The 21,175-nt window shown below is 52.6% G+C and carries 21 protein-coding genes and 1 other annotated feature; of the genes, 15 read left to right on the plus strand and 6 right to left on the minus strand.

Going from position 1 to position 21,175, the window contains the following annotated elements:
- Nucleotides 1-47: 47 nt before the first annotated feature.
- Nucleotides 48-155 (minus strand): small membrane protein YniD, encoded by a 108-nt coding sequence (gene yniD / locus NNN71_RS16685; protein ID WP_100249959.1) that lies wholly within the window; start codon nt 153-155, stop codon nt 48-50.
- Between the two features lie 290 nt (nt 156-445).
- On the opposite strand from yniD, the gene thrS reads away from it, so the two are divergent.
- The 14 genes from thrS (at nt 446) to selO (ending at nt 13,165) form a co-directional block, all read left to right on the plus strand.
- Nucleotides 446-2,374, plus strand: coding sequence for a threonine--tRNA ligase (gene thrS, locus NNN71_RS16690; RefSeq protein ID WP_271458947.1), 1,929 nt, complete (start codon nt 446-448; stop codon nt 2,372-2,374).
- Nucleotides 2,375-2,377: 3 nt separating this feature from the next.
- Entirely contained in the window at nt 2,378-2,920 is a 543-nt protein-coding gene (gene infC / locus NNN71_RS16695) for a translation initiation factor IF-3 (RefSeq protein WP_071845866.1), read from the plus strand.
- 96 nt (nt 2,921-3,016) lie between these two features.
- Nucleotides 3,017-3,214: a 50S ribosomal protein L35 gene (gene rpmI, locus NNN71_RS16700; protein WP_003030583.1), complete on the plus strand. Its 198-nt coding sequence runs from the start codon at nt 3,017-3,019 to the stop codon at nt 3,212-3,214.
- A 50-nt stretch (nt 3,215-3,264) separates the two neighbouring features.
- Entirely contained in the window at nt 3,265-3,621 is a 357-nt protein-coding gene (gene rplT / locus NNN71_RS16705; RefSeq protein WP_000124850.1) for a 50S ribosomal protein L20, read from the plus strand.
- A gap of 118 nt (nt 3,622-3,739) precedes the next feature.
- Nucleotides 3,740-3,864: a sequence feature (Phe leader region), on the plus strand.
- Nucleotides 3,745-3,789: a pheST operon leader peptide PheM gene (pheM, locus tag NNN71_RS16710; protein ID WP_001386830.1), complete on the plus strand. Its 45-nt coding sequence runs from the start codon at nt 3,745-3,747 to the stop codon at nt 3,787-3,789. Its footprint overlaps the feature before it by 45 nt.
- A 60-nt stretch (nt 3,865-3,924) precedes the next feature.
- Entirely contained in the window at nt 3,925-4,908 is a 984-nt protein-coding gene (gene pheS, locus NNN71_RS16715; protein ID WP_064545118.1) for a phenylalanine--tRNA ligase subunit alpha, read from the plus strand.
- A 15-nt stretch (nt 4,909-4,923) separates the two neighbouring features.
- The gene (pheT, locus tag NNN71_RS16720; protein ID WP_167575723.1) at nt 4,924-7,311 is read left to right on the plus strand and encodes a phenylalanine--tRNA ligase subunit beta; all 2,388 of its coding nucleotides are present in this window, start codon (nt 4,924-4,926) and stop codon (nt 7,309-7,311) included.
- A 4-nt stretch (nt 7,312-7,315) separates the two neighbouring features.
- Nucleotides 7,316-7,615 (plus strand): integration host factor subunit alpha, encoded by a 300-nt coding sequence (ihfA, locus tag NNN71_RS16725; protein WP_003030571.1) that lies wholly within the window; start codon nt 7,316-7,318, stop codon nt 7,613-7,615.
- 99 nt (nt 7,616-7,714) lie between these two features.
- Nucleotides 7,715-8,698: a vitamin B12 ABC transporter permease BtuC gene (gene btuC / locus NNN71_RS16730; RefSeq protein ID WP_271458948.1), complete on the plus strand. Its 984-nt coding sequence runs from the start codon at nt 7,715-7,717 to the stop codon at nt 8,696-8,698.
- 99 nt (nt 8,699-8,797) lie between these two features.
- Nucleotides 8,798-9,352 (plus strand): glutathione peroxidase, encoded by a 555-nt coding sequence (locus NNN71_RS16735; RefSeq protein WP_167575724.1) that lies wholly within the window; start codon nt 8,798-8,800, stop codon nt 9,350-9,352.
- Nucleotides 9,349-10,110 (plus strand): vitamin B12 ABC transporter ATP-binding protein BtuD, encoded by a 762-nt coding sequence (btuD, locus tag NNN71_RS16740; protein WP_271458949.1) that lies wholly within the window; start codon nt 9,349-9,351, stop codon nt 10,108-10,110. Before NNN71_RS16735 ends, btuD begins: the two co-directional genes overlap by 4 nt.
- 94 nt (nt 10,111-10,204) lie before the next feature.
- On the plus strand, nt 10,205-10,669 hold the full coding sequence (locus NNN71_RS16745) for a C40 family peptidase (RefSeq protein ID WP_163446506.1): 465 nt from the start codon (nt 10,205-10,207) through the stop codon (nt 10,667-10,669).
- 278 nt (nt 10,670-10,947) lie between these two features.
- Complete coding sequence (locus NNN71_RS16750) at nt 10,948-11,661, plus strand: EAL domain-containing protein (protein WP_271458950.1); 714 nt, start codon at nt 10,948-10,950, stop codon at nt 11,659-11,661.
- 61 nt (nt 11,662-11,722) lie between these two features.
- Nucleotides 11,723-13,165 carry a protein adenylyltransferase SelO gene (gene selO / locus NNN71_RS16755; RefSeq protein ID WP_271458951.1) on the plus strand — a complete coding sequence of 481 codons (1,443 nt, stop codon included), beginning with the start codon at nt 11,723-11,725 and terminating at the stop codon, nt 13,163-13,165.
- A 36-nt stretch (nt 13,166-13,201) separates the two neighbouring features.
- Here selO and hemP read toward each other — a convergent pair whose 3' ends face one another.
- The 3 genes from hemP to ppsR all read right to left on the minus strand — a co-directional run bounded on the left by hemP (nt 13,202) and on the right by ppsR (nt 15,549).
- Nucleotides 13,202-13,381, minus strand: a complete 180-nt coding sequence (hemP, locus tag NNN71_RS16760) for a hemin uptake protein HemP (RefSeq protein WP_163446503.1) — start codon at nt 13,379-13,381, stop codon at nt 13,202-13,204.
- A gap of 134 nt (nt 13,382-13,515) precedes the next feature.
- Entirely contained in the window at nt 13,516-14,562 is a 1,047-nt protein-coding gene (gene aroH / locus NNN71_RS16765) for a 3-deoxy-7-phosphoheptulonate synthase AroH (RefSeq protein ID WP_163446502.1), read from the minus strand.
- A gap of 153 nt (nt 14,563-14,715) precedes the next feature.
- Nucleotides 14,716-15,549, minus strand: coding sequence for a posphoenolpyruvate synthetase regulatory kinase/phosphorylase PpsR (ppsR, locus tag NNN71_RS16770; protein ID WP_035896136.1), 834 nt, complete (start codon nt 15,547-15,549; stop codon nt 14,716-14,718).
- Between the two features lie 331 nt (nt 15,550-15,880).
- On the opposite strand from ppsR, the gene ppsA reads away from it, so the two are divergent.
- Nucleotides 15,881-18,259: a phosphoenolpyruvate synthase gene (ppsA, locus tag NNN71_RS16775; RefSeq protein WP_223802708.1), complete on the plus strand. Its 2,379-nt coding sequence runs from the start codon at nt 15,881-15,883 to the stop codon at nt 18,257-18,259.
- Between the two features lie 162 nt (nt 18,260-18,421).
- Here the strand turns inward: ppsA and NNN71_RS16780 are convergent, their stop codons facing one another.
- Both NNN71_RS16780 and NNN71_RS16785 read right to left on the minus strand, forming a co-directional pair.
- A complete protein-coding gene (locus NNN71_RS16780; RefSeq protein WP_271458952.1) occupies nt 18,422-19,624 on the minus strand; it encodes a glycoside hydrolase family 88 protein in 1,203 nt (400 codons plus the stop codon).
- A 44-nt stretch (nt 19,625-19,668) separates the two neighbouring features.
- Nucleotides 19,669-20,919, minus strand: a complete 1,251-nt coding sequence (locus tag NNN71_RS16785) for an oligosaccharide MFS transporter (RefSeq protein WP_249023202.1) — start codon at nt 20,917-20,919, stop codon at nt 19,669-19,671.
- Nucleotides 20,920-21,175 lie beyond the last annotated feature (256 nt).

Consider the following 21,175-nt stretch of genomic DNA (forward strand, 5'->3'; position numbering starts at 1 on the left):
AAATGATCTTTAACCAGAGTTTCCCGTCACGGTTGTTTATCTATTTATTATCCCCATATCATTGCCGCCCATCTGAGTAGCAGCATGGCACCACAGATGGCGATTAACACCAGCACCATTTTCCAGTGTTTTTTCGCGAATCGATGTGTCGGCATTGGTTCACTCCCTTATATATGCTGTGTTTCACGTAGTGTACCAGAATTGTCGACAAACATAGCAACCCGCACAGGGTAGGGCAATTGCGGCTTTAATCACGCCCTGATGATGTGTAAACTAACCCACGGTATTATCAACAGCGGATCCAGGCGGAGCCCGGTACACCGTACAGGTTCCTCATTTTTCGCAGAGTGAAGCGGAAATCAATCCATAACGTGTTGATAAATTTAATCATATAGTTTTGTATGTGCTCTTTCGTGTGGGGCACCACTGCAAATAAGGACATGAAATGCCTGTAATTACTCTTCCTGATGGCAGCCAACGCCATTATGACCATGCCGTAAGCCCGATGGATGTCGCTCTGGACATCGGCCCTGGTCTGGCAAAAGCCACCATCGCTGGGCGCGTGAACGGTGAACTGGTTGATGCATCCGATATCATTGAAAACGATGCAACGCTGTCTCTCATCACTGCGAAAGATGAAGATGGCCTGGAAATCATTCGTCACTCCTGCGCTCACCTGCTTGGTCATGCCATTAAACAGCTGTGGCCAAACACTAAAATGGCGATCGGCCCGGTTATCGACAACGGCTTTTATTACGACGTTGATCTTGACCACACGCTGACCCAGGAAGACATCGACGCGCTCGAAAAACGTATGCATGAGCTCGCCGAGAAAAACTATGACGTCATCAAGAAGAAAGTGAGCTGGCATGAAGCTCGCGAGACTTTCGTGAAGCGTGGCGAAACTTATAAAGTTTCCATCCTTGATGAAAATATTGCGCATGATGACAAACCCGGTTTGTATCATCACGAAGAATACGTCGACATGTGCCGCGGTCCGCACGTGCCGAATATGCGTTTCTGTCACTACTTCAAGCTGATGAAAACCGCCGGTGCCTACTGGCGCGGCGACAGCAACAACAAGATGCTGCAGCGTATCTACGGTACGGCGTGGACGGACAAAAAAGCCCTCAATGCCTACCTGCTGCGTCTGGAAGAAGCGGCGAAGCGCGATCACCGTAAAATCGGTAAGCAGCTCGACCTGTATCATATGCAGGAAGAAGCGCCGGGTATGGTCTTCTGGCATAACGACGGCTGGACTATCTTCCGCGAGCTGGAAACTTTCGTGCGCTCCAAGCTGAAAGAGTACCAGTACCAGGAAGTGAAGGGCCCGTTCATGATGGACCGTGTGCTGTGGGAAAAAACCGGCCACTGGGACAACTACAAAGATGCGATGTTCACCACCTCTTCTGAGAACCGTGAGTACTGCATCAAGCCGATGAACTGCCCGGGGCACGTTCAGATCTTCAATCAGGGTCTGAAATCTTACCGCGATCTGCCGCTGCGTATGGCGGAGTTCGGTAGCTGCCACCGTAATGAACCGTCAGGTGCGCTGCATGGCTTAATGCGCGTGCGCGGCTTCACTCAGGATGACGCCCATATCTTCTGTACGGAAGAGCAGGTGCGTGACGAAGTGAACGCGTGCATTCGTTTAGTCTATGATATGTACAGCACTTTCGGTTTCGAAAAAATCGTGGTCAAACTTTCAACGCGTCCGGAAAAACGTATCGGTAGCGATGAAATGTGGGATCGTGCAGAAGCGGATCTTGCAGTTGCGCTGGAAGAAAACAACATCCCGTTTGAATATCAGCTGGGTGAAGGCGCATTCTACGGTCCGAAAATTGAATTTACCCTGTATGACTGCCTCGATCGTGCATGGCAGTGCGGTACTGTACAGTTAGACTTCTCTCTGCCGGCTCGTCTGAGCGCCTCTTATGTTGGCGAAAACAACGAACGTCAGGTACCGGTGATGATTCACCGCGCAATTCTGGGGTCTCTGGAGCGCTTCATTGGCATCCTGACCGAAGAATTCGCTGGCTTCTTCCCAACATGGCTTGCGCCGGTGCAGGTTGTGGTGATGAATATTACCGATTCTCAGTCTGAATACGTTAACGAATTGACCCGCAAACTACAAAATGCAGGCATTCGCGTAAAAGCGGACTTGAGAAATGAGAAGATTGGCTTTAAAATCCGCGAGCACACTTTACGTCGTGTCCCTTACATGTTGGTCTGTGGCGACAAAGAGGTTGAAGCCGGCAAAGTTGCCGTGCGTACCCGTCGTGGCAAAGACTTGGGCAGCCTGGACGTAAATGAAGTTATCGAGAAGCTGCAACAAGAGATTCGCAGCCGCAGTCTTCAACAACTGGAGGAATAAGGTATTAAAGGCGGAAAACGAGTTCAAACGGCACGTCCGAATCGTATCAATGGCGAGATTCGCGCCCAGGAAGTTCGCTTAACTGGTCTGGAAGGTGAGCAGCTGGGTATTGTGAGTCTGAGAGAAGCAATCGAAAAGGCTGAAGAAGCTGGAGTAGATTTAGTTGAAATCAGCCCTAACGCCGAACCGCCAGTTTGTCGTATCATGGACTACGGCAAGTTCCTTTATGAAAAGAGTAAGTCTTCTAAGGAACAGAAGAAAAAGCAAAAAGTTATCCAGGTTAAGGAAATTAAATTCCGTCCTGGGACCGATGATGGCGATTACCAGGTAAAACTCCGCAGCCTGGTTCGCTTTCTCGAAGATGGCGATAAGGCCAAGATCACACTGCGTTTCCGCGGTCGTGAGATGGCCCACCAGCAGATCGGTATGGAAGTGCTTAATCGCGTCCGTGACGATCTGAGTGAACTGGCAGTAGTCGAATCCTTCCCTACGAAGATCGAAGGCCGCCAGATGATCATGGTGCTCGCTCCTAAGAAGAAACAGTAAGGCCTTCAAGTAACAACGTTCGTGAAGCCTTCGGGCTTCACTGATGTTGTTCGCCTACGTTTCGTTTATTAACAATGCGAAGTGGAAGTTATTAAGATGCCAAAAATTAAGACCGTACGCGGTGCTGCTAAGCGCTTCAAAAAAACCGGTGGTGGTGGATTTAAGCGTAAGCACGCAAACCTGCGTCATATTCTGACCAAAAAATCTACTAAACGTAAACGTCACCTGCGTCCAAAAGGCCTTGTTTCTAAAGGCGATCTGGGTCTGGTTATCGCGTGCCTGCCGTACGCATAAGCCGTTAACGTTAAATTTTTTACTAAGAATATAGATACAGGAGAGCTCACATGGCTCGCGTAAAACGTGGTGTAATTGCTCGTGCACGTCACAAAAAAATTCTGAAACAAGCTAAAGGCTACTACGGTGCGCGTTCTCGCGTATACCGCGTTGCCTTCCAGGCTGTTATCAAGGCTGGTCAGTACGCTTACCGTGACCGTCGTCAGCGTAAGCGTCAGTTCCGTCAACTGTGGATTGCACGTATCAATGCGGCAGCACGTCAGAACGGTATTTCTTACAGCAAATTCATCAACGGCCTGAAAAAAGCCTCTGTTGAAATCGACCGTAAGATCCTGGCTGACATCGCAGTATTCGACAAAGTAGCGTTCACCGCTCTGGTCGAAAAAGCGAAAGCAGCACTGGCATAAGCCAGTTGAAAGAGGGAGCTAGTCTCCCTCTTTTCGTTTTAATAGCATCAAAACGTTGACATTTATTTCCGTAGCCCTTTCAATAAAGGTGTTACGACTCTTACCACACAAGGTAACGCAAGCATGAATGCTGCTATTTTCCGCTTCTTCTTTTACTTTAGCACCTGAACTCAGGAGGCTTGCGCGTGAAAGAAGAAACGAAAAATCAGCGCCAATAAGCCTCCAGATGGAGGCTTTTTTTGTATCTGAATTCGAGATTAAGTCCACCAAACCGGTGTCTGCACCGACATAATGAGGAAAACCATGTCACATCTCGCAGAGCTGGTTGCCAGTGCCAAGGCAGCCATTAACCAGGCTTCAGATGTTGCCGCGTTAGACAATGTCCGCGTCGAATATCTGGGCAAGAAAGGGCATCTGACCCTTCAGATGACCACACTGCGTGACCTGCCGCCCGAAGAGCGTCCGGCTGCAGGTGCGGTCATCAACGAAGCAAAAGAGCAGGTACAGCAGGCACTGAACGCGCGTAAAGCCGATTTAGAAAACGCTGCGCTGAACGCTCGTCTGGCCGCAGAGACCATTGATATCTCCCTGCCGGGGCGTCGTATTGAAAACGGGGGCTTACACCCGGTAACGCGCACCATTGACCGTATTGAAAGTTTCTTCGGTGAGCTCGGCTTTACCGTTGCAACGGGCCCGGAAATCGAAGACGACTACCATAACTTCGATGCGCTGAATATTCCGACGCACCACCCGGCACGTGCTGACCACGACACTTTCTGGTTTGACGCTACCCGTCTTCTGCGCACTCAGACCTCTGGCGTACAGATTCGTACCATGAAGGAGCAGCAGCCGCCAATCCGGATCATCGCGCCGGGCCGCGTGTATCGTAACGATTACGATCAGACGCACACCCCAATGTTCCATCAAATGGAAGGCCTGATTGTTGATAAAAACATCAGCTTTACCAACCTGAAAGGGACGTTGCACGATTTCCTGCGCAACTTCTTTGAGGAAGACCTGCAAATTCGTTTCCGCCCGTCCTACTTCCCGTTCACCGAACCGTCCGCTGAAGTTGACGTGATGGGTAAAAACGGCAAATGGCTGGAAGTGCTGGGTTGCGGGATGGTGCACCCGAACGTTCTGCGCAACGTAGGCATCGATCCGGAAGTGTATTCCGGCTTCGCCTTCGGGATGGGCATGGAGCGTCTGACCATGCTGCGTTACGGTGTCACCGATTTACGTGCGTTCTTCGAAAACGATCTGCGTTTCCTCAAACAGTTTAAATAAGGGCAGGACAACATAATGAAATTCAGTGAACTGTGGTTACGCGAATGGGTTAACCCGGCTATCGACAGCGAAGCGCTGTCGGGGCAAATCACCATGGCGGGCCTGGAAGTCGACGGCGTTGAAGCCGTGGCTGGCAGCTTTAACGGCGTGGTGGTCGGTGAAGTCGTTGAGTGTGGTCAGCATCCGAACGCCGACAAACTGCGTGTCACGAAAGTGAACGTAGGCGGTGAACGTCTGCTGGATATCGTCTGTGGCGCGCCGAACTGCCGTCAGGGCCTGAAAGTGGCTGTGGCAACCATCGGTGCAGTGCTGCCGGGTGATTTCAAAATCAAAGCGGCAAAACTGCGTGGCGAACCGTCTGAAGGCATGCTGTGCTCCTTCTCCGAGCTGGGTATTTCCGACGACCATAGCGGCATTATCGAACTGCCGGCCGACGCGCCGCTGGGCACCGATATCCGTGAATACCTGAAGTTAGACGATAACACTATCGAAATCAGCGTCACGCCAAACCGTGCCGATTGCTTAGGCATCATCGGCGTGGCTCGCGACGTGGCGGTACTGAACAAGCTGCCGCTGAACGCGCCGGAAATCGCGCCAGTGGCGGCGACCATCGCGGACGTGCTGCCAATCGAAGTTGAAGCCGCCGACGCCTGCCCGCGCTATCTGGGCCGCGTGGTGAAGGGCATCAACGTCAAAGCGCCAACGCCGCTGTGGATGAAAGAGAAACTGCGTCGCTGCGGTATTCGCTCCATTGATGCGGTCGTTGATGTGACTAACTATGTCCTGCTGGAACTGGGTCAGCCAATGCATGCGTTCGATAAAGATCGCATCGAAGGCGGCATCAAAGTGCGGATGGCGAAAGAGGGCGAAACCCTGGTCCTGCTGGACGGTTCTGAAGCCAAACTCAGTGCAGACACCCTGGTGATTGCCGACCATCACAAAGCGCTGGCGATGGCCGGTATCTTTGGCGGTGAGCACTCTGGCGTGAATGACGAAACCCAGAACGTGCTGCTGGAATCTGCTTTCTTCAGCCCGCTGTCCATCACCGGCCGTGCGCGCCGTCATGGCCTGCATACCGATGCTTCTCACCGCTACGAGCGCGGTGTGGATCCCGTACTTCAGTACAAAGCAATGGAACGTGCTACCGCGCTGCTTATTGAGCTCTGTGGCGGCGAAGCAGGCCCGATCATCGATGTCACCAACGTAGCTACGTTGCCGAAGCGTGCGACCATCACATTGCGCCGCAGCAAGCTGGACCGTCTGATTGGTCATCACATTGCTGATGATCAGGTCACCGATATCCTGACTCGTCTGGGCTGTGAAGTGACTGTCGGCAACGACGAATGGCAGGCGGTTGCGCCAAGCTGGCGTTTCGACATGGAAATCGAAGAAGACCTGGTCGAAGAAGTGGCGCGCGTTTATGGCTATAACAGCATCCCGAACGAGCCGGTACAGGCCGGTCTGGTGATGGGCAGTCATAAAGAAGCCAATCTGTCGCTCAAGCGTGTGAAAACCATGCTGAACGATAAAGGCTATCAGGAAGTGATCACCTACAGCTTCGTGGATCCGAAGGTTCAGCAGCTGGTTCACCCGGGTGAAGAAGCGCTGATTCTGCCAAGCCCAATATCCAGCGAAATGTCCGCCATGCGTCTGTCTCTGCTGACCGGCCTGCTGTCGACGGTGGTGTACAACCAGAACCGCCAGCAGAACCGTGTCCGTATCTTCGAGACTGGTCTGCGCTTCGTTCCGGACACTCAGGCACCGCTGGGCATCCGTCAGGATGTGATGCTGGGTGGGGTCATCTGCGGCAACCGCTACGATGAGCACTGGAATCTGGCAAAAGAGACCGTTGATTTCTATGATTTGAAGGGCGATCTGGAATCTGTTCTCGATCTGACCGGTAAATTATCTGAAATTGAATTCAAGGCAGAAGCCAACCCGGCACTGCATCCGGGCCAGTCTGCCGCGATTTATCTGCGCGGTGAACGCATTGGTTTCATTGGTGTTATCCACCCTGAACTGGAGCGTAAACTGGATCTGAACGGCCGTACACTGGCGTTTGAACTGGAGTGGAACAAGCTCGCAGACCGCGTGGTTCCTCAGGCGCGCGACGTTTCTCGCTTCCCGGCAAACCGCCGTGACATCGCCGTTGTGGTCGCTGAAAATGTGCCGGCAGCGGATATTTTAAACGAGTGTAAGAAAGTTGGCGTAAATCAGGTAGTTGGCGTAAACTTATTTGACGTGTACCGTGGTAAGGGTGTTGCGGAAGGCTATAAGAGCCTTGCTATCAGCCTGATTTTACAAGATACCAGCCGTACACTCGAAGAAGAGGAGATTGCCGCTACCGTTGCCAAATGCGTAGAGGCATTAAAAGAGCGATTCCAGGCATCATTGAGGGATTGAACCTATGGCGCTTACAAAAGCTGAAATGTCAGAATATCTGTTTGATAAGCTTGGGCTTAGCAAGCGGGATGCCAAAGAACTGGTGGAACTGTTTTTTGAAGAGATCCGTCGTGCTCTGGAAAACGGTGAGCAGGTTAAACTGTCCGGTTTTGGCAACTTTGATCTGCGTGACAAAAATCAACGCCCGGGACGTAACCCAAAAACGGGTGAAGATATTCCCATTACAGCCCGGCGTGTGGTGACCTTCAGACCAGGACAGAAGTTAAAAAGCCGGGTCGAAAACGCAACACCCAAAGAAGAGTAATTCTGATCTAACTAAAAAGGCCGCATCAGCGGCCTTTTTCTTTTCTGGGCGGCGTTGTCACCGTAAAATCAAACGCTTCTCCACGGGCGACGGATAACTATGCAGGTTTATGTAGATCAACAGCAGCGGCGTAATCGTCGCTGGCTTACCGGATTGTCTCTGGCCCTATTGGCGATGCTGACCATCAGCCTGTGCGCGGGCGACCAGTGGATCCCTCCCGGCGAATGGCTCACGGCCAAAGGTCAGCTGTTTATCTGGCAGATTCGCCTGCCGCGTACCGTTGCGGTGCTGTTGGTCGGCGCGGCGCTGGCCTTGTCGGGGGCGGTGATGCAGGCGTTGTTTGAAAATCCGCTTGCCGAACCGGGATTGCTTGGCGTCTCTAACGGTGCGGGCGTCGGGCTTATTGTGGCAATTATGCTCGGCCAGGGTCATCTTCCGGGCTGGGCGCCAGGGCTGGCAGCCATTGCGGGCGCATTGGTGATAACCGGAATACTAATGCGCTTTGCACGACGCCATCTCTCCACCAGCCGCCTGCTGCTGGCGGGCGTGGCGCTGGGCATTATCTGTAGCGCGTTGATGACGTGGGCGGTCTATTTTTCGACGTCGTTCGACCTTCGCCAACTGATGTACTGGATGATGGGCGGATTTGGCGGCGTGGACTGGCAGCAGACAGGGTTGATGGTGGTGCTGCTGCCGGTGATTGTCTGGGTTTGTCTGCAAGCTCAGCCGTTAAATCTGTTGGCGCTAGGGGAAACCTCTGCTCGCCAACTGGGCGTACCCATTGCCTTCTGGCGTAAGCTGCTGGTGATGGCTACCGGCTGGCTGGTGGGCGTCAGTGTGGCGCTGGCGGGTGCTATCGGTTTTATTGGACTGGTGGTGCCGCATATGCTGCGCCTGTGCGGCCTGACTGACCATCGCGTGCTGCTACCGGCCAGCGCGCTGGCGGGGGCGAGCACGCTGCTGTTTGCTGATATTATCGCGCGACTGGCGCTGTCGGCCGCTGAGCTGCCGATTGGCGTAGTGACCGCGACGCTGGGGGCACCGGTGTTTATCTGGTTGTTGCTTAAGTCAGGTCGCGACTAACGCAACGTCCTGATTAAAAAGCTTTGGTGTCGTGCCAGCGTATCTGGCTATTATTAAAGACCGGGCGATAAGACCCAAACATGCTGAAAAGAGGATGCTATGCAAACCACCATACTGAACACCCCAGTCACGACTATCGACGGCGAGAAAACAACCCTGGAAGGCTACAAAGGCAAGGTGCTGCTGATTGTTAACGTTGCCTCTAAATGTGGCCTTACACCGCAGTACGAGCAGCTAGAAGCGCTACAGACGTCTTTACAGCACGAAGGCTTTACGGTGCTGGGCTTCCCATGTAATCAGTTCCTGGGCCAGGAGCCGGGTAGCGAAGAAGAGATTAAAACGTTTTGCAGTACGACTTACGGCGTAACGTTCCCGCTGTTTAGCAAAATCGACGTGAACGGCGACACGCGTCATCCGCTGTATAGCCTGTTGACCCGTCTTGCGCCGAAAGCCGTAGCGCCGGAAGGCAGCGGCTTTTATGAGCGTATGGCCAGCAAAGGACGCGCCCCTGCGCATCCGGGCGATATTCTGTGGAATTTCGAGAAGTTCCTGATTGGTCGTGATGGTCAAATCATTAACCGTTTCTCTCCGGATATGACGCCGGATGATCCGATCCTGACTTCGGCCATCAAGCAGGCTCTTGCTCAGCCATGATGCCGCTGATGCAGCTTCAGCATGTCGCTGAAGGCACTCGCCTTCATGCGTTCAGTGCCAGGGTGGAGCCCGGTGAGATCATTCATCTTGTTGGGCCAAACGGAGCTGGCAAGAGTACGCTGCTGGCCAGAATGGCCGGTCTGAGTAGCGGGAAGGGTACCATCACGTTGAATGCGCAGCCGCTGGATGAATGGCCAGCGCAGGCGTTGGCGCGCCATCGCGCGTATCTTTCTCAGCACCAGACGCCACCCTTCGCCATGCCTGTCTGGCAATTTCTGATGTTGCATCAACAAGGCGAGCGGCAATCGGCGCTCGCCGTTCACGTGACTGAGATGTTGGATCTGAGTAATAAGCTCGGACGTAACGTCAGCCAGCTCTCCGGCGGCGAATGGCAGCGAGTTCGGTTGGCGGCCGTCATTCTGCAAATTCACCCTGACGATAATCCAGATGGTCAGCTTCTGCTGCTGGATGAGCCGATGAACAGTCTTGATGTCGCTCAGCAGGCGGCGCTGGATAGGTTGTTGGCTGAACTGAGGGGGGCAGGCGTCGCTATCGTGATGAGCAGCCATGACCTGAACTATACATTACGCCATGCCGGACGTGTCTGGCTATTATGTCAGGGGCGTTTGATCGCCAGCGGTGAGACCGAGAACGTTATGCAGCCCGCGCATTTATCTGCCGCGTATAATATGCGCTTTCAGCGACTGGATATTGCTGGGCACCAAATGCTCATTTATGACGATGTCGGCGAAAATTAATCCAACTCTGCTTGAAATGGCGGTGATTGCTTGCCAGGCAAACCGCAATAGATATAATTTATTAGCTGAATAAAAAACTGAGGATTCGCTGGATATGCGTTTCTGGACTCTTTTTCTCGTGGCTTTCGTTTTAGCAGGGTGTAGTAGCCATCGCGCGCCGCCGCCCAATCCCCGGCTTTCGGATTCTATTACCGTTATCGCAAGCTTAAACGATCAGTTGCAAAACTGGCACGGTACGCCTTATCGCTATGGTGGGATGAACCGCCGCGGCGTGGACTGTTCCGCTTTTGTGCTGATGACTTTCCGCGATAAATTCGAAATGCAGCTTCCTCGGGAAACACGTCAACAGGCGAAGATCGGCACCGAAATAGATAAAGATGAACTGCTGCCCGGCGACCTGGTGTTCTTTAAGACTGGCGCAGGCGAGAGCGGGCTGCACGTGGGTATTTACGATACCGACAACCAGTTTATTCATGCCTCCACCAGCCAGGGCGTCACGAGGTCATCGCTCGATAATGTCTACTGGCGAAAAAACTTCTGGCAGGCCAGGCGAATTTAATCAAAAAGAAAAGGAGGCGAAATGCCTCCTTTTCTTTTTATAGACGACAACATTTTAAATAAATAGCCGACAATATGCCGATTTTGTCAGGTGAGATCATAGAACTTAAGGTTGATTGTGTTAATCCATTACTTTCGATTACAATCATTATGATCCAGTGACGGACCACAAAAATAAAAGGAACCGATGAAAGGAATAACAGCAGTATTCATTACCGTAGGTTTTTTGCTTTGTGACGTCGGAAACCCGGACATGACTTTTAGTGAAGGGCAGTCGCAATGATTGTATCGCTGGATAATACGTATTGTTCTCAATTGTTTTTCCTTCCCGCCAGAAATAGCGACGGGCGTCTTGTCGGCCTGAAAATCGTCAGCCAATTTAGCGGTCTTGATAATCACATACGCATTCCCACTGGTCTGGTGCTGCCGCGGCTGACTCCACAACAAGAAATAACCTTATTTGAGGAAAAACTGGCGCTGTTGAATAACTGTCAGTTGTTCTTTCGTCAGCACAACCTCAAAGCGTGGATCACTGCGCCACCGGGGCTTGTTACGGCGCTGCTTGCCGACGATGAGCTCGTCGCCAGCGCGCAGCGTTTTCCGTTTCTGGAGTTGGCCGTTAGCGAAAGCTATCCAGGCCTCAATCAGGTAGATGAAAATCATCCTTTGGCCCACCTGTGTCAACACTTCCCTTTAGTGCTCAGCGACTTTGGTTCCGGTGATGCCTCCACCCGCGCGGTATTCGCCGGGCTGTTCACTCGCATTGTTCTGGATAGAAGCTTTGTCCAGCGCCAGTCAAAATCCGCGTCTTTTGAACCGTTTCTGCGTGCGATCGTGACGCAGATCCAGCCTTACTGTCAGGGTATTATGATCTCCGGTGTGGATGACGAGCACACGCGTCAGCGCGTAACGTCCTTCGGGTTTAGCGGGATGCTTGGCAGCTTGTGGCCGGTAGTGGCAGAATCTTCCTTAACAACATTAGTGCAACAATAACCCTGCACTTACCCGGGTGTTTAACGTACAGTAACCCAATACACTACGGGCAGGAGGAACCATGAACCTGTCATTTAACACCCGCTGGCGCGATGAGCTGCCAGGATTTTACAGTGCGCTACAGCCCACGCCGCTGCATAACGCCCGCGTGATCTGGCACAACGCGCCGCTGGCGCAAGCGCTCGCGATTCCCGAATCACTTTTCACGCCTGAACATGGCGCAGGCGTCTGGGGTGGCGAAACGCTGCTGCCCGGTATGTCGCCGTTAGCACAGGTATACAGTGGTCATCAGTTTGGCGCCTGGGCAGGGCAACTGGGCGACGGGCGCGGTATCTTACTGGGCGAACAGCAGTTAGAAAACGGCAAAACGGTCGACTGGCATCTTAAGGGCGCTGGACTCACGCCGTATTCACGAATGGGCGATGGGCGAGCGGTACTACGTTCGACGATTCGTGAAAGTCTGGCCTCGGAAGCCATGCATTATCTTGGCATTCCGGGCACCCGGGCGCTGGCGATAGTGACCAGTGATACGCCGGTCTACCGCGAAACGGTAGAATCTGGCGCGATGCTGATGCGCATTGCCGAAAGCCACATCCGATTCGGCCACTTCGAACATTTCTACTACCGCCGCGATATCGACAGCGTACGTAGGCTGGTGGACTTTACGATCCGTCATTACTGGCCGCAGTTGCAGCATGAGGCCGATGGTTATGCGCTGTGGTTCCAGGACGTCGTGGCGCGTACGGCGCAGATGATTGCCCGCTGGCAAACGGTGGGTTTCGCACATGGCGTGATGAATACCGACAACATGTCGATACTGGGTCTGACGCTTGACTACGGTCCGTTTGGTTTCCTCGATGACTATCAACCCGCGTTTATCTGTAATCACTCGGATCATCAGGGTCGCTATCGCTTCGATAATCAGCCTGCAGTCGGTCTGTGGAACCTTCAGCGTCTGGCGCAGGCGGTGTCACTTTTGATTGAGGTGGATACGCTTAACGCCGCGCTGGAAGGCTACCAGGCGGTGCTGTTCCGGGAATACGGGCAGGGAATGCGCCAAAAACTCGGGCTGTTCAGTGAAAGAACAGGCGATAACGATCTGCTTAACGGCTTATACGCGTTGATGGAACGAGAAGGGAGTGACTATACGCGTACCTTCCGCTTGCTCAGTGAAACGGAGCAGCACAGCGCCGCGTCGCCGCTGCGTGATGAGTTTATTGACCGCGCAGCCTTTGACAGCTGGTTTACTCAGTACCGCGCGCGTTTACAGCTGGAACAAATAGATGACGCGACGCGCCAGCAGGCCATGAAACTCGCCAACCCGTCAATGGTCCTGCGAAACTGGTTGGCGCAACGGGCGATTGAGCAAGCGGAGAAAGGCGACTATCGGGAGCTCTATCGCCTGCATGAAGCACTGCGCGATCCGTGGCGCGATCGGGATGATGACTACAGTCGACGTCCGCCTGACTGGGGTAAGAGACTGGAAGTCAGCTGTTCAAGCTAATTAATGTATTCAGGCTGCGCTATGACGATGGCGCAGCTACTTGGTCAATATCAGCTTTCCTGCCTGGGTTTGCCGTAGCAGATACTGCTGCTCTCCATGCTCAATGATTAAACGACCTTCGTTGCCTAACAGCGTCTGGCTGTCGATCCGCCGATCCTGAGGAAGAGGATGGGGGGTATTATCCTTCTTGGTTTCCTGTTTTGCGCAGCTATCCATTTGCTAAATTTATAATGAAAATCAATATAACAATGAGAATTATTATCGATTTTTGGCGAGACAACCGCAAGCGTTATTTACCACTAGATCGGGTAGGGGCAATGGCCCACCGCTGAACGGTGGGCGGGGGAGGCTTAGAGACGAGTGGCGACTGCGGCTGCCAGCTTTTCCAGCAGCAGTTCGGTATCTTCCCAGCTCAGACACGGATCGGTAATCGACTGACCGTAGGTTAGCGGCTGGTCAGCGACGATCTTTTGCGTCCCTTCACGCAGGAAACTTTCCGCCATAATACCGGCAATAGCCGAGGAACCATTGCGGATCTGTTGGCAGATATCGTCGCACACTTCCAGCTGACGGCGATGCTGCTTCTGGCAGTTGCCGTGACTGAAGTCAACCACCAGGTGCTCGGGGAGATCAAACTGATGCAGCGTGTCGCAGGCCGCGGCGATATCGTCGGCATGGTAGTTCGGTTTTTTGCCGCCACGCATAATGATATGGCCATACGGGTTGCCGCTGGTCTGATAGATAGTCATCTGACCGTTTTTATCCGGCGACAGGAACATGTGGCTGGCGCGCGCCGCGCGAATAGCGTCAACCGCAATGCGGGTGTTGCCGTCGGTGCCGTTTTTAAAACCTACCGGGCAGGAGAGCGCAGAGGCCATTTCACGGTGGATCTGGCTTTCCGTTGTCCTGGCGCCAATGGCGCCCCAACTGATTAAGTCGGCGATAAACTGACCGGTCACCATATCGAGGAATTCGGTCGCCGTCGGTACACCCAGCGTGTTGACCTGTAACAGCAGCTTGCGTGCCTGCTCAATACCGTGGTTAACGCGGTAGCTGCCGTTCAGGTCGGGATCGGAGATTAATCCTTTCCAGCCCACCACGGTGCGCGGCTTTTCGAAATAGGTGCGCATGACGATTTCCAGCTCGCCCTGATGCTTTTCACGCAGCACCTGAAGGCGACGAGCATAATCCATCGCTGCATCGAGGTCATGAATGGAGCAGGGGCCCACTATCGCCAGCAGACGACGGTCTTCACCGTTGAGGATTTTTTCAATACGATGGCGTGAGGCGGTGACGTGGGCCGCAACGTCCGGTGATACAGGGTGGCGCTGAGCAAGTTCAGCAGGCGTAATCAGGCTCTCAATTCGAGCGGTACGCAATTCATCGGTCTTATTCATGGAAGTCTCAGAAATTTGTTGCTTCACCAGTCAAAATGCTGGGAAGTGATGCACATCACGATAAACCAATCTGGGTTTAATTCAAGCGTGGCAGGTAATGTGCTCTCAATCACAAAGCTATGATAACTAAATTTGCTGCATTGTACTAGTGTGTTAGTACATTCTGCGACTTAATCCCATTATATCCATGATTTTCGTGGCAATTTCTTCAACCGAGTAGTTGGTACTGTTCAGCCATGGGATCTGATGACGGCGGTAAAGCGCCTCGACCTCGGCCACTTCCATTCGGCACTGGCGCATTGACGCATAGCGGCTGTTTTCCCGCCGCTCTTCACGAATGGCCGCCAGACGCTCAGGATTGATTGTCAGCCCGAACAGCTTATGCTGCAGCGGTTTGAGCGAGGCAGGCAGCACCAGGTTGTCCATATCATCGGCAATAAAGGGGTAGTTGGCTGCGCGAATGCCAAACTGCATCGCCAGATACAGGCTGGTCGGGGTTTTGCCGCAGCGCGAAACCCCCAGCAGAATCACCTGCGCCTGATCGAGATTACGCAGCGAGATGCCGTCGTCGTGTGCCAGGGTGTAGTCAATAGCGGCGATACGTGCATCGTATTTGGTCAGGTTGCCGGGGGTTAAGCCGTGGGTACGGTGAGCAATCGGCGTTGGGTCAAGCTTCAGCTCTTCCTGCAACGGCGCGACCAGTGCCTGCACAATATCCTGACAAAAACCTTCACATTGCAGAATAATGTCACGAATTTCGGGGATCACAATCGAATAGAACACAAGAGGCCGTACGCCCGTTTGCTGGTAGATAGCATCGATCTGTTCCTTCACCGCCCGCGCGCGACTTTCACTTTCGATAAACGGCAGAGTGATGCTGTTTATCGCTACCGGGAACTGCGACATGACCGCGTGGCCGAGCACCTCCGCCGTAATCGCGGTTCCGTCAGAAATATAAAATACCTGCCTGTCGACTGCGTTATCCATATTGCTTGACTCCCGTTAATTGCCTGAAAGGGTAAATTAAATTTAAACACAAGCCAGACGTATTTGTCTTAAATTTAAAAATGAAACGGTATTTTTATTTTTAATGAAATGGTCGTTTCAATTTCCAAAAGAGGTCAATAGACCGCATGTTTTTGTGCCTTTTCAGGCTAATCAGTAGGTTATGAATAAACAGGAATCAATCCTAAAAAGTAAAAAAATAATTTGCTTACACGATTCACCGTTTTTTTCGGCCGTTTAAATATGCGAGGATATTTTAAGTAGTCAGTCGTTTCTTATCACTGCTTCTTTAAATCAAAAAAGGATTGTCTCGATGTCCAACAATGGCTCGTCACCGCTGGTGCTTTGGTACAACCAACTCGGCATGAATGATGTAGACAGAGTTGGAGGCAAAAATGCCTCCTTGGGTGAAATGATTACTAATCTGTCCGGAATGGGTGTGTCTGTGCCCAACGGATTTGCCACCACTGCCGATGCGTTTAATCAGTTTCTCGACCAGAGCGGCGTAAACCAGCAGATTTATCAACTGTTGGATAACACCGATATTGACGACGTTACCGCCCTGGCGAAAGCCGGCGCGCAGATCCGCCAGTGGATCATCGACACACCTTTCCAGAGCGAACTGGAACAGGCAATTCACGAAGCGTATAACCAGCTGGCCGCTGATAACGCCAATGCCTCCTTTGCCGTGCGTTCTTCCGCAACAGCTGAAGATATGCCGGACGCTTCCTTCGCCGGTCAGCAGGAAACCTTCCTTAACGTCCAGGGCTATGACGCGGTGCTGGTGGCGGTGAAGCACGTGTTTGCTTCACTGTTCAACGACCGCGCTATTTCTTACCGCGTGCATCAGGGCTATGACCATCGCGGCGTCGCGCTCTCCGCGGGCGTACAGCTGATGGTGCGTTCCGACCTCGCTTCCTCTGGCGTCATGTTCTCCATCGATACCGAATCCGGCTTTGACCAGGTGGTGTTTATCACCTCCGCGTGGGGCCTGGGGGAAATGGTGGTGCAGGGCGCGGTGAACCCGGACGAGTTCTATGTTCACAAACCGACCCTCGCCGCCGGTCGTCCGGCGATTGTTCGCCGTACCATGGGCTCGAAGAAAATTCGTATGGTCTATGCGCCGACCCAGGAGCATGGCAAACAGGTGCGCATTGAAGACGTGCCGCAGCAGCAAAGCGATATTTTCTCGCTGACTAACGACGAAGTGCAGGAGTTGGCGAAGCAGGCGGTACAAATTGAAAAGCACTACGGTCGTCCGATGGACATCGAGTGGGCAAAAGACGGTCATACCGGCAAGCTGTTTATCGTTCAGGCGCGTCCTGAGACGGTACGTTCGCGCGGGCAGGTGATGGAACGTTATACGCTGCACTCGCAAGGGCGTATCGTGGCGGAAGGCCGCGCCATCGGTCACCGTATTGGCGCGGGCCCGGTTAAAGTCATTCATGACATCAGCGAAATGAATCGCATCCAGCCGGGCGATGTCCTGGTCACCGACATGACCGACCCGGATTGGGAACCGATCATGAAAAAAGCGGCGGCGATTGTCACCAACCGCGGCGGACGTACCTGCCACGCGGCGATTATTGCCCGTGAGCTGGGGATCCCGGCGGTGGTGGGCTGTGGCGATGCCACCGAGCGCATGAAGGATGACGAAAAGGTCACCGTTTCCTGTGCCGAAGGCGACACCGGCTACGTTTACGCCGACCTGCTGGACTTCAGCGTGAAAAGCTCCAGCGTGGATACCATGCCGGATCTGCCGCTGAAGATCATGATGAACGTCGGCAACCCGGACCGCGCGTTTGACTTCGCCTGCTTGCCAAACGAAGGCGTGGGTCTGGCGCGTCTGGAGTTCATCATCAACCGTATGATCGGCGTGCACCCACGTGCACTGCTCGAATTCGACGACCAGGAACCAAAACTGCAAAACGAAATCCGCGAAATGATGAAAGGGTTCGATTCGCCGAAAGAGTTCTACGTTGGCCGTCTGACGGAAGGGATCGCCACGCTGGGCGCGGCGTTCTATCCGAAACGCGTGATTGTGCGTCTGTCTGACTTTAAGTCGAACGAATACGCCAATCTGGTCGGCGGCGAACGTTATGAACCGGAAGAAGAGAACCCGATGCTCGGCTTCCGCGGTGCTGGTCGCTATGTGTCTGACAGCTTCCGTGACTGCTTTGCCCTCGAGTGTGAAGCGGTGAAACGCGTGCGTAACGACATGGGACTGACCAACGTCGAAATCATGGTACCGTTCGTACGTACCGTGGATCAGGCGAAAGCGGTGGTGGATGAACTGGCGCGTCAGGGCCTCAAGCGCGGTGAAAACGGGCTGAAGATCATCATGATGTGTGAGATTCCGTCCAACGCCCTGCTGGCGGAGCAGTTCCTTGAACACTTTGACGGCTTCTCCATTGGCTCAAACGACATGACGCAGCTGGCGCTGGGTCTGGATCGAGACTCTGGCGTCGTTTCCGCGCTGTTCGATGAGCGTAATGAGGCGGTGAAAGCGCTGCTGTCGATGGCGATTCGCGCAGCCAAGAAGCAGGGCAAGTATGTCGGTATCTGCGGCCAGGGGCCGTCCGATCACGAAGACTTTGCTGCCTGGCTGATGGACGAAGGGATCGATAGCCTGTCGCTGAACCCGGACACCGTTGTGCAGACCTGGCTGAGTCTGGCCGAGCTGAAAAAGTGATGACCATTCTGCTGAGATCCCGGGCGTTCAGTTAATGCCTGGGTGACGGCAAAGCGGTGATATAGAAATCCGTAATCTCACAGAGATTACGGATTTTTTTGGTGAGTCATACTGTTACGGCTATGAGCGCCAAACGTTCAATTAGCGCGATTCTCACCTGAGTTACCAATAAGGCTTCCAGCACTGACGTACGCGAATCAGAGCTTCAAGGTAAAAGTAATCTCCCCAGGAACAGCATTCATCAACGCCTTTACCGGCCGGCATATGATAAACCGAATGCATCAGCAGTCCCTCACAGCTCTCGTCATGGGTAGAAAGATAGTGCTCCGTTAATGAATGAATAATGTGCAGTGCGCACTCTTCATACTGCATCCGATGCGCATCGGTTGCAGGGAGCGCTTTCGTCAGCTCCAGCAGCCCACAGGCTGCAATAGCGGCGGCGGAACTGTCGCGCACGGCGTCGGTATCAACGAGCGCCAGATCCCAGTGGCAGACGAAGTCTTCTGGCAAACGGTTGATAAAGTAGTGGCTCAGGCTACGCGTCAGGTCGACCAGGCTGCTTTTGCCGGTATACAGGTAGCTGAGCATAAACCCGTAAATTCCCCACGCCTGTCCACGCGCCCAGCAGGAACTATCGCTATAGCCCTGGTGCGTGTTGCCATAGCGCGGTTCGCCGGTGTTCACGTCCATATAGTAGGTGTGATACGTCGAAGCATCGGGCCTGACAATATATTTTGCAGCCTGCGTGGCGTGGGACAATGCCGCCTGGGCAAAGGCAGGGTTACCCGTCTGCTCGCTAGCCCAGTAGAGCAGCGGAAGGTTCATATTGCAGTCGATAATCATCCGCCCTTGTTGCTCCGGGTCCGTCAGATCGCCCCAGGCCTGGATAATCCCCGCCGTGGGGTTGTAGCGTTGCATCATCATTTCCGCCGCATGCAGCGCGATATCGCGCGCACGGGTATTGCCGGTCAGACGCCATGCGTTTACGCAGGAGAGACTATAGAGAAAACCAAGGTCATGGGTATCCGTCTCAACCCGGTTTGCCAGCCGATGAGCAAAAGAGAGAATAAATCGCTCAGCCGCCTGACGATATTTATCGTAGCCGGTCATCTCCCAGAGTAGCCAAAGCTGGCCGGTCCAGAAACTATTGGTCCACTGATTATTTTCTGCCGGTTGCCATTTCCCTCCTTCGCAGGCTTCATTAGGAAACTTATCGCCCAGCGCAAATAGCGTGCGGTCAATCCGTGAGGTAATATGCTGAAGAGCATTATCCACTTTTATTTTTAATACCTGACGATCTATCGGTGCGTTATCGAATGGGCGCAGGGATTCAGTAACGACGTGCGCCGTTTTATTACGAGTCATAAATTATCCTGTAATTACTACTTGGGTGTTTAAATAATTCTTGATTACGCGCTTTCAGCGCGGGCTGGTAATGTCTTTTTTCCCGCAATGCTGCTGGATAAGGTAAAAGCCGAGATGGCTGTGAATAATAACGCGCAGCAGCCCATGATTAAAAATGTGTGAGAGAAACCTATTTTATCGTATAAATAACCCGCCGGTGGTGCGACGACAACGGAACCTACATAGACCATGGCCTGATAACCTAATAAATACATGGTGGCATTGACCCGTTTGTGGAAATGCTCCGCGATGTATTTAAAAACTGATATTAAGAGCAGCGCGATTTCAACACCATAGAAAGGTTTGATAATCGAAATCATAATAGGGTCGACGGTCAAGCCAGACAGAATCAGACGGCAACCCACCACTAACCCACAGAGCAATAATCCTTTTTTGGCCCCGTAATAGTTAACTAACGCCGGAATAAACATCATCATCAGAAATTCGATACCGGCCTGTAGCGTTCCCAGGTAACCATACCAGGCATTACCTTGCTCTTTGGTGGCAAAGAAGGAGACAAAATAGCGCGGGAACTGTTGCTCCGCGACAAACATCATCCACGCAACGCCGGCGACATACAGGCTAAACATCCAGAATTTACGGCTTTGCATCAAGGCGATGACATCGGCAAAAACAATCTTGTTATCGGAGATAACGGTGTTATTGCGCAGCTGTTCGTCACCTATCTTCAAACTCAATAACACCGCCAGCATCACTAAAGAGGTCGTACTGCTCAGCAGAAAGTTAGCCGCGGGCGTATAGTTAAAAAGTACCCCCGACACCGAGGCGGCAAGCGCCCAGCCAAGCGAGCCCCACATTCTGATACGGCCAAACTCCAGACCGTAAAGGCGACTGAAGCGATCGGCATACGACTCGGCGGCTGCCACACCGGCATACCAGCCTAAGCTTAAATAAAATGCCCCTATAATAATTCCCAGCAGCGTATGGCTTAGCAGTAGAGGTTGATAAATAAAAACAAAAAAAGGTGCCATTAAAGCTGATGTGGCACAAACAAAATAGAGCAACCACTTGCTCATCCCTATTTTGTCCATGATGTAACCGTATACTGGCTTTAATACTACGGCAAAGACACCATTGACGGCGAATACAGTACCAATAGTGACGCTATCCAATCCAACTTTCTGACTTAACCATAAGGCATATAACCCAAAGCTGGAAGACCAGGTAAAAAAATAGAGAAATATAAAACTGCTCATTTTGAACTGTGCTATACGGGTCAATAACATCGTGTTCATGATGCGACTCCAGTATAAATTGGGTAATCATCAGAGTACGGAACAAGCATAACATATTCTGTCGTAATCATAATTTCCTGCCGTGTTGATAGATATTTATAGGATAAGGCCTGAAAGCACAACCCGGATGCTGACGGACGGAGATTAGCGTCTTTATTTCCCGTGCTAGCGTGAGCATGTTCACAGAATTATTGTCATTTTTAAGTTTGATTAGATTTATGTTCAAACATTAAGCAATATCTGCAATGTATAGCAG

This window comes from Kluyvera sp. Awk 3 (assembly GCF_028069715.1).
Taxonomy (GTDB): domain Bacteria; phylum Pseudomonadota; class Gammaproteobacteria; order Enterobacterales; family Enterobacteriaceae; genus Kluyvera; species Kluyvera georgiana_A.

Excerpts from the sequence above, each read along its gene's own strand:
- yniD (WP_100249959.1), bottom strand. The coding sequence starts at position 155 with ATGCCGACACATCGATTCGCGAAAAAACACTGGAAAATGGTGCTGGTG.
- thrS (WP_271458947.1), top strand. The coding sequence starts at position 446 with ATGCCTGTAATTACTCTTCCTGATGGCAGCCAACGCCATTATGACCAT.
- rpmI (WP_003030583.1), top strand. The coding sequence starts at position 3,017 with ATGCCAAAAATTAAGACCGTACGCGGTGCTGCTAAGCGCTTCAAAAAA.
- rplT (WP_000124850.1), top strand. The coding sequence starts at position 3,265 with ATGGCTCGCGTAAAACGTGGTGTAATTGCTCGTGCACGTCACAAAAAA.
- pheS (WP_064545118.1), top strand. The coding sequence starts at position 3,925 with ATGTCACATCTCGCAGAGCTGGTTGCCAGTGCCAAGGCAGCCATTAAC.
- pheT (WP_167575723.1), top strand. The coding sequence starts at position 4,924 with ATGAAATTCAGTGAACTGTGGTTACGCGAATGGGTTAACCCGGCTATC.
- ihfA (WP_003030571.1), top strand. The coding sequence starts at position 7,316 with ATGGCGCTTACAAAAGCTGAAATGTCAGAATATCTGTTTGATAAGCTT.
- btuC (WP_271458948.1), top strand. The coding sequence starts at position 7,715 with ATGCAGGTTTATGTAGATCAACAGCAGCGGCGTAATCGTCGCTGGCTT.
- NNN71_RS16735 (WP_167575724.1), top strand. The coding sequence starts at position 8,798 with ATGCAAACCACCATACTGAACACCCCAGTCACGACTATCGACGGCGAG.
- btuD (WP_271458949.1), top strand. The coding sequence starts at position 9,349 with ATGATGCCGCTGATGCAGCTTCAGCATGTCGCTGAAGGCACTCGCCTT.
- NNN71_RS16745 (WP_163446506.1), top strand. The coding sequence starts at position 10,205 with ATGCGTTTCTGGACTCTTTTTCTCGTGGCTTTCGTTTTAGCAGGGTGT.
- NNN71_RS16750 (WP_271458950.1), top strand. The coding sequence starts at position 10,948 with ATGATTGTATCGCTGGATAATACGTATTGTTCTCAATTGTTTTTCCTT.
- selO (WP_271458951.1), top strand. The coding sequence starts at position 11,723 with ATGAACCTGTCATTTAACACCCGCTGGCGCGATGAGCTGCCAGGATTT.
- hemP (WP_163446503.1), bottom strand. The coding sequence starts at position 13,381 with ATGGATAGCTGCGCAAAACAGGAAACCAAGAAGGATAATACCCCCCAT.
- aroH (WP_163446502.1), bottom strand. The coding sequence starts at position 14,562 with ATGAATAAGACCGATGAATTGCGTACCGCTCGAATTGAGAGCCTGATT.
- ppsR (WP_035896136.1), bottom strand. The coding sequence starts at position 15,549 with ATGGATAACGCAGTCGACAGGCAGGTATTTTATATTTCTGACGGAACC.
- ppsA (WP_223802708.1), top strand. The coding sequence starts at position 15,881 with ATGTCCAACAATGGCTCGTCACCGCTGGTGCTTTGGTACAACCAACTC.
- NNN71_RS16780 (WP_271458952.1), bottom strand. The coding sequence starts at position 19,624 with ATGACTCGTAATAAAACGGCGCACGTCGTTACTGAATCCCTGCGCCCA.
- NNN71_RS16785 (WP_249023202.1), bottom strand. The coding sequence starts at position 20,919 with ATGAACACGATGTTATTGACCCGTATAGCACAGTTCAAAATGAGCAGT.